The 12,191-nt window shown below is 70.0% G+C and carries 12 protein-coding genes; 8 read left to right on the top strand and 4 right to left on the bottom strand.

From position 1 onward, the window contains the following. Window positions 1–35: 35 nt before the first annotated feature. Window positions 36–1,055 carry an ABC transporter permease gene (locus tag ABT009_RS22790; protein WP_351297741.1) on the bottom strand — a complete coding sequence of 340 codons (1,020 nt, stop codon included), beginning with the start codon at window positions 1,053–1,055 and terminating at the stop codon, window positions 36–38. Between the two features lie 133 nt (window positions 1,056–1,188). On the opposite strand from ABT009_RS22790, the gene ABT009_RS22785 reads away from it, so the two are divergent. Next, on the top strand, window positions 1,189–1,914 hold the full coding sequence (locus tag ABT009_RS22785) for an SDR family NAD(P)-dependent oxidoreductase (RefSeq protein ID WP_351297738.1): 726 nt from the start codon (window positions 1,189–1,191) through the stop codon (window positions 1,912–1,914). An 85-nt stretch (window positions 1,915–1,999) separates the two neighbouring features. Here ABT009_RS22785 and ABT009_RS22780 read toward each other — a convergent pair whose 3' ends face one another. Together ABT009_RS22780 and ABT009_RS22775 are read right to left on the bottom strand one after the other, a co-directional pair. After that, complete coding sequence (locus tag ABT009_RS22780; protein WP_351297735.1) at window positions 2,000–2,410, bottom strand: ester cyclase; 411 nt, start codon at window positions 2,408–2,410, stop codon at window positions 2,000–2,002. Window positions 2,411–2,788: 378 nt separating this feature from the next. Beyond that, window positions 2,789–3,610: a MerR family transcriptional regulator gene (locus ABT009_RS22775; protein ID WP_351297732.1), complete on the bottom strand. Its 822-nt coding sequence runs from the start codon at window positions 3,608–3,610 to the stop codon at window positions 2,789–2,791. Between the two features lie 434 nt (window positions 3,611–4,044). On the opposite strand from ABT009_RS22775, the gene ABT009_RS22770 reads away from it, so the two are divergent. The 5 genes from ABT009_RS22770 to ABT009_RS22750 all read left to right on the top strand — a co-directional run bounded on the left by ABT009_RS22770 (window position 4,045) and on the right by ABT009_RS22750 (window position 9,288). Then, window positions 4,045–5,511: an amino acid permease gene (locus ABT009_RS22770; RefSeq protein WP_351297729.1), complete on the top strand. Its 1,467-nt coding sequence runs from the start codon at window positions 4,045–4,047 to the stop codon at window positions 5,509–5,511. 134 nt (window positions 5,512–5,645) lie between these two features. Then, window positions 5,646–6,128 (top strand): F0F1 ATP synthase subunit B family protein, encoded by a 483-nt coding sequence (locus tag ABT009_RS22765; protein WP_351297726.1) that lies wholly within the window; start codon window positions 5,646–5,648, stop codon window positions 6,126–6,128. Window positions 6,129–6,402: 274 nt separating this feature from the next. Then, window positions 6,403–7,392 (top strand): oxygenase MpaB family protein, encoded by a 990-nt coding sequence (locus ABT009_RS22760; protein ID WP_351297723.1) that lies wholly within the window; start codon window positions 6,403–6,405, stop codon window positions 7,390–7,392. Between the two features lie 298 nt (window positions 7,393–7,690). Beyond that, window positions 7,691–7,951, top strand: a complete 261-nt coding sequence (locus tag ABT009_RS22755; RefSeq protein ID WP_351297720.1) for a hypothetical protein — start codon at window positions 7,691–7,693, stop codon at window positions 7,949–7,951. Window positions 7,952–8,004: 53 nt separating this feature from the next. Then, on the top strand, window positions 8,005–9,288 hold the full coding sequence (locus tag ABT009_RS22750; protein WP_351298040.1) for a M14 family metallopeptidase: 1,284 nt from the start codon (window positions 8,005–8,007) through the stop codon (window positions 9,286–9,288). Window positions 9,289–9,414: 126 nt separating this feature from the next. Here ABT009_RS22750 and ABT009_RS22745 read toward each other — a convergent pair whose 3' ends face one another. After that, entirely contained in the window at window positions 9,415–10,377 is a 963-nt protein-coding gene (locus ABT009_RS22745; RefSeq protein WP_351297717.1) for an FAD-dependent oxidoreductase, read from the bottom strand. 66 nt (window positions 10,378–10,443) lie between these two features. Here ABT009_RS22745 and ABT009_RS22740 point away from each other — a divergent pair, with 66 nt between their 5' ends. After that, a complete protein-coding gene (locus tag ABT009_RS22740) occupies window positions 10,444–11,472 on the top strand; it encodes an oxidoreductase (RefSeq protein WP_351297714.1) in 1,029 nt (342 codons plus the stop codon). A gap of 87 nt (window positions 11,473–11,559) precedes the next feature. After that, window positions 11,560–12,093 (top strand): TrmH family RNA methyltransferase, encoded by a 534-nt coding sequence (locus ABT009_RS22735; RefSeq protein ID WP_351297711.1) that lies wholly within the window; start codon window positions 11,560–11,562, stop codon window positions 12,091–12,093. Window positions 12,094–12,191 lie beyond the last annotated feature (98 nt).

The raw sequence follows: 12,191 nt of genomic DNA, 5'->3' as shown, positions 1-12,191 counted from the left end.
CCGCGGGGCGTCGTCGGGTCCGTGGCATCTGCGGCTCAGCGGCGTCGGCGTCCGGTGCGGCGCAGGGCGCTGTCCGCCGCGACCGCGAGGAGGATCACCCCGCCGGTTGCGAACGACGTCCAGTTGATGGGTACTTCGAAGAACACGAGGCCGGAGGCGACCACGCTGAGGATCATCGCTCCCGCGACCGCGCCGACCACCGAACCGCGCCCGCCGGCCAGCGGGGTGCCGCCGATGATGCAGGCGGCGATGGCCTGCAGTTCGTAGCCCTGGCCGAGCGTCGGGTCCCCGGCCCCGTAGAAGGCGAGGGCGAGAGCCGCCGCGCAGGCCGTGGTCAGCCCGGACAGGGCCAGTGCCTGGATCCGCGTACGGGCGATCGGCAGTCCGCTGAACGCGGCGGCGTCGGGGTTGGAACCGATCGCCCGCACCCGCGCCCCGAACCGTGTGCGCGTCAGCACCACGGCCAGGACGGCGACGACCGCGGCCAGTACCCACAGGGCGAACGGCACGCCCGCGAGATCACCGCCCGCGAGAGTGAAGTAGGAGTCGTCCAGCGGCAGATCGGTGATCTGCTTGCCGTCGGCGATCGCGAGCCCGACGCCGCGATAGAGCATCAGCGTGCCCAGCGTGACGATGAACGACGGGAGGGCGAGAAGGGTCGTGACGACGCCGTTGAAGACACCGAGAACGATCCCCGTGAGCAGCACGGCGGGCAGCGCAAGCCAGGGCGCCGCGCCCTCACGGATCAGCAGAGCCCCCGCGACCAGGCACATGGCGTAGCTGCCGCCGACCGACAGGTCGACCTCGCGCATGGCCAGCGCGAAGACCATGCCGCACGCCATCAGCGAGATGTAGACGGAGTTCTGCGCCGTGGAGAGAAGGTTGTCGCTGCCGAGGAAGTCCGGATACGGAATGCCGATGACGGCGAGCAGCAGAGCGAGCACCAGCAGGACGCCGAACTCGTCACGCAGCAGCCGGCGCGGCCGGAACCGCCGCCCGCGGTCGGCCGGTTCGCGGGCGCTCGGGGCGTCCAGGGCGCGATCGGTGTCGGTCATGGGGCGCGGCTCCAGTACGGCTCGGCGGTTGCCCCGCAGCGTCGGGCCGCCCGTCGACTACGGCAAGGCGGTAGTTCCAGCGAGTGGAACAGCACCTTGCCCAGGGGCCGTTGACTGCTCACACTCCCTGCACATGGAGACCCGTACCGCCCTGGTGACCGGGGCCGCCCAGGGACTCGGCCAGGAGTTCGCGAGAGCGCTCGCGGCGCGCGGGTGCCGAGTCGCCGGGCTCGATGCCCGGAAGCAGCCGGAGACCGCCGGGCACATCGCCGACTATCTGGAACTGGTCGCCGACGTCACGGACGAGGCGCAGGTCGCGGACGCGGTCGAGGGGGTGATCGACCGGTTCGGGGCGCTGCACATCCTGGTCAACAACGCCGGCGTCTACCCGGCGTGCGCCTTCGAGGACACCACGGTCGAGGAGTGGCGGCGGGTCATGCGCATCAACCTGGAGGGGCCGTTCCTGGTCACGCGCGCCGCCCTTCCCCATCTCAAGGCCGCGGGCTGGGGCCGGATCGTCAACATCGCTTCGGCCGCCGTCTTCACGGCGCCGCCCACCATGGTCGCGTACACCGCGTCCAAGTCTGGGCTCATCGGCCTCACGCGGGCCTTGGCCGCGGCGCTCGGCCCGTACGACATCACCGTCAACGCCATCGCACCCGGCATGACGCGCACGGACACCGCCGAACGCACCGTCGGCGCGGACGGCGGCTTCGAGCGGGTGCGGGCGCGGCAGATCGTCCCGCGGACCGAGGAGCCGCGCGACCTGGTGTCCACGCTGCTCTATGTGGTCGACGAGGGGAGCGGGTTCCTCACGGGGCAGACGCTGAACGTGGGCGGGGGGTCGGCGTACATCTAGCGGGCGCACCTGGCAGGGCCCTTGGAGAACCTTGAGACGGGGCCTCGTAAGGCGTGCCTGGTACGGGGCCTCGTAAGGCGCGCCCCTAGTCGACGAACCCCAGCTGACGGAGCATGCCCAGTTCGTCGCTGCTGCCCCAACGCTCGACGATTTTCCCGTCGACGAACCGGCTGATCTGCATTCCCCGGTAGCTCACTTCCTTGCCGGTCGGCGCATGCCCCATGAGCTCACCGAGATGCGTCCCCCTGATGGTGTAGGCGAAGGCCAACTCGTCATCTGTCGCCACTAGATGTTCGACTTCTACGTGCAGATCCGGGAAGGCGCTCCTGACCTGCGCGAACATGGCCTTGTAGCCCTCGGGGCCGGGGACCTGACCGGGAGCGGGGTCGTGGTCGACGGAGTCGAGTGCCACGAAGTGCTCGAAGGCGCCCAGATCTCCCTTACCCACGGCCTCAGCGAACGCGGTCTGGGCGGCGATATTGGTCTCTCGGGACATGGTTCTCCTCGGATCGGAAGCGGATGGGGCCGCCCATGGGGCGCTGCCACTCCAGGCATCGATCAATCCGTGGTCGACGGACAGTGGTCGCATCGTCAGGTGTCGTGCAGTCAGCTGGGTACAGCGCGCGGCGTGACCCGCCGTCGCATGGAGATCCTAAATGGCACTATTTGCACTACTTTTCATCTTACGCCCCCGCTCGCTGTGTAACGGTCGGGCCGCGGCCGGCGGGATGCTTGGGGCATTGCCGCCGTGCATGATCGTGGCTCCATACGGACAAGACCCCCGAGAGCTACCTCGCCAGAGTCCACCTCCGGGCCGCGACGATCTGGAGCGCCAGCCTCCTACCACCCCACTGATCACAACTGAGAACAGGCCCTAGTCCTGGAACGCGTCCCTCAGCTCCTCCCGGAGCGACCGCTGGAAAGCCGTCACCAGCGCCTGCACCACGATCGGCTGCATATCGGCTGAGAGCGATTTCATCGCCGCGACATGGTCGGGGTCCGACCGCCGCTCGCGGTCCGGGTCCCACACCTCGTCGCGGAACAGCTGTGCCAGCTCGTGCGCCACAGCACGGGCATGCTCCAGCAGGACCGTCCGGGCGGCGAGGATCGTCTCCTGCGCGATCGGTACGTCCAGCAACTGGACGCCGAGCCGCAGCAGGCTCGGGTCGACGCGGTAGGTGCCCGGCGCACCATCGGCGCCGACGGCCGCGTCGGGGGCGTCGGTGCCTGATGCGGTGCCGTCGGGGGAGCCGGAGCCGGTCGCGGGGGAGTCGGTCGTGGGGGAGCCGGTCCGGGAGATCACGCCCATCGCCGCCAGCCGGTCCACGTCCTCGTCGGACAGCCTCCGCCCGGCTCGGCGCTCCAGGTCGGCGCGGTCGGCCTGATCCGCCGGACCGGGTGCCCAGGTGGCCACGACGGCCCGGTGGATGGCGAGCTCCTGGGCGCTCAGTCCGGCCGGCAGCTGCTCGAGATAGCGCTCGATCGCCGCCAGCGTCATCCCCTGCTGCTGCAGCTCTTCGATGAGCCCCAGCCGGGACAGGTGCTCCGGTCCGTAGTGTCCCACCCGGCGCGGGCCGAGCACCGGGGGCGGCAGCAGGCCCTTGGAGCCGTAGAAGCGGATCGTGCGAACGGTGACGCCCGCGCGGGCGGCCAACTCGTCGACCGTCAGCGCCGGCTCGGCGGTGTCCGTCGGCATGGGATCCCCTCGCTTCCACGGAGCGGCGCGGATGGTGCAGGCAGCTGCTGGTGCGGCTTCTGACGCAGCACTTCGGTGCAACAGTATTGCTGTCTCACCGCTCCTGTGAAAGTGCTGCTGAGAGCGCTTTCGCGGCTCCTCGTATCCGCGACTCCCGGGCACCCGGCAGTGGGTCGACTACACGTCTGCGTCGCCTTGTACAGCCCCTGACCAGCATGTGAGAAGTGCCGCTCTGTGATCTATGCCACCGCGTGGACGCCGATCCGTGCGGGAAGGTGTCGAGTCGGCCCGAGCCGCCCTACAGGGAACGGCGGGGCCCGCAGCACATCCACACCGGACACCATCCGGAGCACGACCAGAACCACACCGGAACACCATCCGGAGCTCGAAGACGACACCGGACCACATCCGGGGCACCAGAAGGCAGAACACCTGTGAGCAAGGACGCCGTAGACACGGCCGCGGTGGCATCCCCCGCGGATGCGGCCCGGACCCCCGCGGACGCGGGCGACGCCGGATACAGCAAGGACCTCAAGGCGCGCCACGTCAACATGATCGCCATCGGCGGCGCGATCGGAACCGGACTCTTCCTCGGTGCCGGAGGCCGCCTCCAGTCCGCGGGTCCCGCACTTGCCCTCGCCTACCTGGTGTGCGGCATCTTCGCCTTCTTCGTCGTACGCGCTCTCGGCGAGCTCGTCCTCTACCGGCCCTCGTCCGGATCCTTCGTGTCGTATGCGCGTGAGTTCCTCGGTGAGAAGGGCGCCTACGTCGCCGGCTGGATGTATTTCCTCAACTGGTCGACGACCGGTATCGCCGACATCACCGCGATCGCGCTCTACACGCACTACTGGAGCTTCTTCACCGACATCCCGCAGTGGGTGCTGGCGCTGATAGCGCTCGCTGTCGTCCTCGTCGTGAACCTGATCTCCGTGAAGATCTTCGGCGAGATGGAGTTCTGGTTCGCGATCATCAAGGTCGCGGCGCTGGTCGCCTTCATGTTCGTCGGCATCTCCCTGCTGGTCACGCAGCACGACGTGGGCGGCCAGACCCCGGGCCTGAGCGTCATCACCGACAACGGCGGCTTCATGCCGCACGGTCTGATGCCCGTCGTGATCGTCATGCAGGGTGTCGTCTTCGCGTACGCCTCCCTGGAGCTGGTCGGCGTTGCCGCAGGCGAGACCGCCGAGCCCCACAAGGTCGTGCCGCGCGCGGTGAACTCGATCATGTGGCGCGTCGGCCTCTTCTATGTCGGCTCGGTCGTCCTGCTGGCGCTGCTGCTGCCCGGCGCCATGTACTCGGCGGACCAGAGCCCGTTCGTGACGGTGCTGTCCAAGATCGGCGTCCCGGCGGCCGGCGACGTGATGAACCTGGTCGTGCTGACCGCCGCCATGTCCAGCCTCAACTCGGGCCTCTACTCGACGGGCCGCATCCTGCGCTCCATGGCGATGGCCGGTTCCGCGCCCCGGTTCACCGCGAAGATGAACCGCAGCCAGGTCCCGTACGGCGGCATCATGCTCACCGGCGCGGTGTGCGTGCTCGGCGTCGGCCTGAACTTCCTGCTGCCCGGCCAGGCCTTTGAGATCGTTCTCAACGTCGCGTCGCTCGGCATCATCAGCACCTGGGTGATCATCATGATCTGCCACCTGGCGTTCGTCCGCCGCGCCAAGGAAGGCCTGCTCACGCGTCCGAAGTTCCGCCTCCCCGGCAGCCCGGTCACCGAGATCGTCACCATCGTCTTCCTGTTGGCCGTGCTCGGCCTGATGTGGAAGGACCCCGAGATCGGCCGCAAGACTCTCTACCTCATCCCGATCGTCGCAGTCGCACTCGTCGCGGGCTGGTACGGGGTGCGGCGGCGGATCTCCCGGACGGTGGACCAGGAGATGGGCGAGCTCACCGAATAGCCGCCTGGCCGGGCGAGGGGCGGGCGCGCACGAGCACGCTCGCCCCTCTCCTTATGTCCTGAGAACGGTACGTTTCGGCCAACTCTGGCGTAGACGCGCGTTGTTTCGTACGGATGAGCGGGTAGGCCGTGGTTATGTATCTCGTTCCCACGGACATAGGCCCGCTCAATCCGAAGATCGAGGAACTCGCGGTCGCGCTCCCGCTGTTCGCCGCGGTGTTCTTCCTCATCGCGCGTGTGCTGCCGCGGATCAACCGCGTCGTCGCCGAGCGTGAGGACGCGATCGACGGTGCCGCCGAGCGTGCGGAGGCGGTGCGGCTCCGGGCGGAGAGCGAGCGCGCCAAGACGGAGAAGGTGCTGGCCGAGGCGCGGCATGACGCGGCACGCACCCGGCAGCGGGCCGCCGAGGAAGGCGCCGCGCTGATCGCCGCCGCCCGCCAGGACGGGATGCGCGAACGCGACGCGATCATCGAGACCGGGCACGCCAGGATCGAGGCCCAGCGCGCCGCGGCCGAGGCGGAACTCCGTATCAGCGTCTCCGAGCTCGCGTCCAACCTGGCGAGCCGCATCGTGGGGGAGCCGCTTCCTGTCCGGACGGTGGCGGATCCCCGCAGTTGAAAACGCTCTCCGGTTGCCCGGGCGGCGTGCGCCCGTTCCCGGCGTGAGGCCGAGGCTTCGACCTTCCTGCCACGGCGCGCTGTCGACGTGCGGTGATCGCATACTGGATGCGTAGGAGCCGGCCGGATACGGGATCCGGGTCCGGGGACCTCCGACTCGGGCGGAAGCTCGGGCGGAAGCCGCGTCGCGAGAGTGCCCGGCAGCCCTCCGTCCCCCACCTCTCCGGCCGCCTTGCCAGCCCTGCACCGCAGGGCCCGGCAGAGGAGCGCATCGCATGGCCGAAGACCTTCGGCCCGGGAACCGGGGGAGAGCGGACCGGCCACGTGCGGCCCACGGGGCCGGTACGGCGGAGAACCCCGAACCGCCCCCATCGGACAGCATCCAGCAGCCCCCGCCCAGCGCCCCCCTGCCGCCCCCGCCCGGCGGCCTCCTGTGGGACATCACCGGAGAGATCCGCACCCTCCTCACCCTCCCGCCCGCACTCACCCTGCAGGTGGCGCACCCCGCCGTCGCCGCAGGCGTCGACGACTACTCGGTGTTCCGTACCGATCCGTGGGGACGCGGCGAGCGGTCGCTGCGGTCCCTGCAACTGTGGGTCTACGGAGGGCAGGCAGCCGCCGAAGAAGGACGACGGCTGCGGCGGCTGCACCGCACCATCCAGGGGACGGACGCGCACGGCCGCCCGTATCACGCCCTCATGCCCGAGGCCTACACATGGGTCCACGCCACAGGCTTCCCGGTCATGCGACATGCCCGGCAGTACCTCGACCGGCGGCCGTACACCGACGCCGAGGAGCGGCAGCTGTACGCCGAGTGGCTCCAGGTAGGCCGTATCCTGGGCATCCGCGACCATGACATGCCGCGGACCGTCGAGGAGTTCTGGCCGTACTACCGCGCGATGCTCGCCGAGGAACTGGAGCTGACGACGGTGGCGGAGGAACTGGTCGCGGTGGACCGTCCCATCCCGCCCCCCGACCGCGGCCCGCTCACGATACGCCTCACCCTGCGCGTGCTGTGGCCCGTACTTCTGCCGCAGTTCGTCCGCTTCCGGCGCTTCGTCACCATCGGGCTGATGCCGCCGGGCGCCCGCGAGGCGATCGGCCTGCCCTGGACGCCGGTTCAGGAGCGCCGCCTGCGCCGCTTCGGCCGTGTGGTCCGTACGGTCGTCCCGCTCCTGCCGGAACGACTCCGCTACTTCCCCCTGGCCCGACGGGCCCGAGCCGCCCAGCGGGCCGCTTCTGCCGCCACTGGAACAGGGCGGTGAGCAACCCAGGGCGGTTAGGTGGGACAGAGTCCGGAGGCCGCAGCCGCCGGACTCCACAGCGACGACGGCGGTCTCGGCGGTGCACGGGAATGCGTGCGGAGACTCGCACGGGAACTCCAAGTCGTGGGGGACATAAGGTCGTTTAACCCTGTTCAGGCCCTCTCTCCCGGTGGTGTCGACAGCCGCACGTGTCACACGATCGCCATTCGGCCGACATGAGCCAATCAGCCTCACGGACCTTTTGCCGATCCCTACTGCCCACTTTTGCACGGGAGTTGACCCGTGTAGCTTCCGCCCCATGCCGATAACTGCGAGACGCACGAACCTCATCTGGAGAACGCTCGCGACGGCGGCTACCGCTGCCCCGACGGCAGTACTGCTCCGCCCGGCCAGCGCACAGGCCGTACCCCGGGAGAGCCTCATCGCCCCTCCGACCAGTACGCCGACGCTGACGCTCGACCTGGCCCGTACGTCCGCGAGCGCTTCGTCCGAGAGCGCTCTCACCCGCGTGGCTCCGCCGCGGGCGGGCGCACACCGCATCCCGGGAGGCACCGACTGATGAAGCCCAGCAATCCGTTGAACCTCACCAGCCCGTTGAACCCCCGCAGCCCGATGAGGCCTCGCAAGCGCGTCCTTGCCCTGGCCGTGACCGCCGCCGCCGTGACCGGGACCCTGACGACGGCACCCGCGCAGGCGGCGAGCGCTCCGCCGCGTACCGGATTCGAGCAGACCGACGGTGCACGCTGGACCGGCCAGGACGAGGAGCAGGACTTCCTCGCCGCGGTCGACGCCGCTTCCGACCGGGTGTCCGTGGCCCGGATCGGCACCACCAAGCAGGGCCGCCCGCTCCAACTCGTCCGCATCGGCGAGCACTCCACCGCCAACACCGTGCTGCTGGTCTGCAGTCAGCACGGTGACGAGCCGTCGGGGCGCGAGGCCTGCCTGACGACGATCCGCGATCTCGCATACGCGAAGGACGCGCGCGCCCAGCGCTTCCTGTCGCGTACGACTCTGCTCGTCGTGCCCACAGCCAACCCCGACGGCCGGGCCGCCGACACGCGAGGCAACTCCGACGGCATCGACATCAACCGCGACCACATCGCTCTCAAGACCGCGGAGGCACGGGCCATGGCCGCCGTGATCCGCGACCGCAAGCCCGACGTCATCTACGACCTGCACGAGTACGGAGCGACACCGAGGTACTACGACAAGGACCTGTTCGACCTGTGGCCGCGCAACCTCAACACGTACGGCGCGGTGCACGACGAGGCGCAGACCCTGTCGCAGTCCTATGTCCGGCCCGCTGCCGGCGCCGCCGGGTACTCGACCGGGACGTACGGTATCTGGACTGATCCCGTCACCGGCGAGCCGATCAAACAGACGGCAGGTGACGGGCAGGAACGCATCCTGCGCAACGCCTCCGGCGTCAAGCACGCGGTCGGGCTGCTCATCGAGAGCCGTGTCGATCCGCTGACCGACGCGGAGAAGGCCGACGAAGCGCTGAACAACAGGCGCCGCGTCTCGTCCCAACTCGGCGCGCTCGGTGGCCTGTTCACGTTCACCGGAGAACGGCTCGGCCGGATCGAGGCCGCCACGGACGCGGCCCGGGCCGCCGGATACCGCGACGGCGGGCCGGTCTACCTCGGCGGCGCGGACAACGACCCCGTGGAGCCGCCGGAGATCATCCAGGACCCGCCCTGCGGCTACCGGCTCACGGCCGCCCAGTACGCGGACGTCGGGGACGAACTCGCCCTCCACGGCGTGCGGGTTCGACGGGAGTCGGACGAGGGGGCGTACGTCCCGCTCCGGCAGTCCCTGCGAGCACTCGTCCCCCTGCTGCTCGACGAGCGCGCGCCGTACCACCTGACGGTGGGCGAGCCGGACACGGCCTGCTGAGAGCGTTCTCAGGCGGCAGGCGGCAGGCGGCAGGCAGCAGACGGCAGACGGCAGACGAGGTGTCGTAGCGAGGAAGCGCAACGACGCATGGCCGGCGTGGGACCGGCCATGCGTCGTCAAGGACCGTCAGGCGGCGGCCCCGCCTACCAGCCGGGCCGCCTCCTCCGCGCATCCCCACGCCACGGTGACACCCGCGCCGCCGTGTCCGTAGTTGTGCACCAGCACTCCGCCTCCCGGCAGGATCTCCCGATCCAGGCGCACAGCGTCCCGTGCCGGCCGCAGCCCCACCCGGTGCTCCAGCACCCGCGCCCCGGCGATCTCGGGACGTATCTGCGCACACCGCTTCACGATCTCCTCGGCCACCGCCGGATCGGGCTCCAGAGACCAGTCGTCCTCATCAGCGGTGCCACCGAGGAGGAGCCCGTACGGCTGCGGAAGGAAGTACGTCGTGGCGTGCGACGCCGGGTCCGCGGCCGTGAACCACGTCGTGATCCCCGGGTTCTCCACGACGACCAACTGGCCCCGTACAGGACGCACGGCAGGATCCGCCACGAGCTCCCGGGCGCCGAGACCCGAGCAGTTGACCACCACGGATGCCTCGTCGACCGCCTCGGAAAGCTGCCCGAGAGCGCGTTCTTCGACGGAGCCGCCCGCCGCCAGCAGCCGCTCGCCCAGCCATCCCAGATACGTGGGCATGTCGATCAACGGCAGCCGCGCCCACAGCCCCTCGCCGGCGTAGGCGCCGGCCTCCCCGGCCCGGGCGGCCCGCAGTCCTGGCACCTGCGCGGCCCAGTCGCCCAGTTCGTCCAGCTGCGTCCCGGCCTGCACGCCCTCCACCATGCGTACGCCCGTCTCGCCGGACCGCGCCGCCAACTCCTCGTAAATCCGCAACGACCGCAGCGACCAGTCACCGACCTGAGCCTCCGGCTCGATGCGGTACGGCCACCACAGACCACCAGCAACCGCCGAAGTGGTGCGCCCTGCGGGCTCCCGGGTCCAGACCCGCACACTGCGTCCCTGCTCGGCCAGCACGATGGCCGTTGTCAGACCTATGACGCCGCCGCCCACCACGATCACGTTGTCGTTCATGCCGGGACCGTAGCGGAATGGGCGATGCCGTGCTCACATCAGGTTCAAGGTGGGGATACTCAGGACATGTGTGCCGAGTACGCGACCTTCGGTCTGGCCCCGGCTGTGCGTGCCGGAGGGGTCCTTGCCAATGGTGACTACCAATTGCACCGGGATTTCGTCGACTTCATCGTCGACGGCAGACCGCTGCTCTTCCAGCTCTCCGATCTCGACGCGGTGTCGCCGCTCGCTTCCGACATCCCGCCCGCGATCTTCACTGCCCAGGTGCGTTCGCTGCTGCTGGAGGCGGAGGCTCCGCTGCCCGGAGGGCGGTACGTCATCTACGGCTGCCCCGAGTGCGAGGGCATCGAGTGCGGCGCGGTCACCGCGGCCATCGACAAGGCCGAGGACGGCAGCGACGACTTCGTCTGGCGGGACTTCGCCTGGCAGACAGACGAACACGCGGATCTCGAACTCAACGGGTACCACGGCATAGGGCCGTTCCGCTTCCGTGGCGCCGAGTACCGCAGTGCGTTGCAGAGTCTGCTCGACCGGCAGGAGTCGGCGCCGCGCCGTGTCCTGCTGATCGGCGCCCGCGTCGCCGTCCTCGCCAAACTCGCCGCGGCCCTGCGCACGATCGGTATCGGTGCCGAGATCACGACGGACGCGGCGGACGTCCCGGCGGACGAACTGCGTACATACGGAGCGGTCGCCTTCGGTCGCGCCGTCAGCGAAGAGCAACGCGCAGTCGTACGGGACGCGTTCGAGCGCGCCGGTGTGGACGTCTCGTACGTCGACGGGCTGGCGCCGATCATCCCGCTGCTCGTCGCCCAGATAGAGCACGCCCTGGACCGGGGCCCAGTGGAGCAGCGCCGGCTCACGCGGCTCGTCGCCGCCGACGGCGAGGCCGGTGTCGAGGTCAGCTCCACCTGCCGGGTCCGGCTCACCGCGTACCGCCTGGACCGGCTGTACCGCACCCACACGCACGAGGTGTTCGACGACATCCTCGAAGCCGGCAAGCATCGAATTGCACTGGACGCGAAGGCGACCAAGGGGGAATCCTTCATCGTGGCGCGCACGACGGACAGCGTGCTGGTCGTGCCGATGGCGCGATGACCTACCGACCGGCCCTGGGCGAGCCGTACGTCGCCCCTTGAAGACGATGACTTCTGCGAAGAGCTGGAGGTACGCCTCCGTGGCGCGGTGAGCGCCCGGAAGAGCGGACCGTCGGTCCGTACGCGTACCCCCGGCGAACTGCGCCGCGCGCGCCGTCCGCGTACCCACTCCTGCTGGGACCATCTCTACGTGGCACCCCTGTGGCCGCTGCACGGGGCGAACCTCGGCACTCTCGCCCGCACCTGCGACGCGACCGGGGCTTGCCTGACCGTGCCGCGCTTCCCGTGGGTGCCGGAGGCGCTGGCCCGCGGGAACACCCTCCGCAAGCCCCCGTGCGTGCACTGGACGGGCGATCCGGTGGGCTGGCTGGAGCGGCAGCGCGAGCGCGGGACCCGCATCGTCGGCGTGGAACTGGCCGACGAGGCGATCCGGCTCGCCGACCTCCCGCCCGCCCGGGAGCGGACGGTGATCCTGCTCGGACACGAGCAGCAGGGCATACCGCCCGAGGCACTGGACCTGCTGGACGTGTGCGTGGAGATCCCGATGATCGGGACGGGTGCGAGCCTGAACGTGGCCGTCGCGGGATCACTGGTGCTGTACAAGCTGGCGGGTCTGCTGTGACGGCTCTGATGCGCTGATTCCGGGCCGCATCGACTGACGCCCCTCTGCTCGGAGCCCCTCCCTGTCGCCCCTCGAGTCCCTCGTTAGGATCTACGGCC

The organism is Streptomyces sp. NPDC002896, from assembly GCF_040295225.1.
Classification (GTDB): Bacteria; Actinomycetota; Actinomycetes; order Streptomycetales; family Streptomycetaceae; genus Streptomyces.
This window is presented reverse-complemented; position numbering and strand designations above follow the sequence as displayed.

Coding starts and splice junctions, on each gene's coding strand:
- ABT009_RS22760 (WP_351297723.1), top strand. CDS start 6,403: ATGGCCGAAGACCTTCGGCCCGGGAACCGGGGGAGAGCGGACCGGCCA.
- ABT009_RS22740 (WP_351297714.1), top strand. CDS start 10,444: ATGTGTGCCGAGTACGCGACCTTCGGTCTGGCCCCGGCTGTGCGTGCC.
- ABT009_RS22750 (WP_351298040.1), top strand. CDS start 8,005: ATGAGGCCTCGCAAGCGCGTCCTTGCCCTGGCCGTGACCGCCGCCGCC.
- ABT009_RS22785 (WP_351297738.1), top strand. CDS start 1,189: ATGGAGACCCGTACCGCCCTGGTGACCGGGGCCGCCCAGGGACTCGGC.
- ABT009_RS22775 (WP_351297732.1), bottom strand. CDS start 3,610: ATGCCGACGGACACCGCCGAGCCGGCGCTGACGGTCGACGAGTTGGCC.
- ABT009_RS22755 (WP_351297720.1), top strand. CDS start 7,691: ATGCCGATAACTGCGAGACGCACGAACCTCATCTGGAGAACGCTCGCG.
- ABT009_RS22765 (WP_351297726.1), top strand. CDS start 5,646: ATGTATCTCGTTCCCACGGACATAGGCCCGCTCAATCCGAAGATCGAG.
- ABT009_RS22745 (WP_351297717.1), bottom strand. CDS start 10,377: ATGAACGACAACGTGATCGTGGTGGGCGGCGGCGTCATAGGTCTGACA.
- ABT009_RS22780 (WP_351297735.1), bottom strand. CDS start 2,410: ATGTCCCGAGAGACCAATATCGCCGCCCAGACCGCGTTCGCTGAGGCC.
- ABT009_RS22790 (WP_351297741.1), bottom strand. CDS start 1,055: ATGACCGACACCGATCGCGCCCTGGACGCCCCGAGCGCCCGCGAACCG.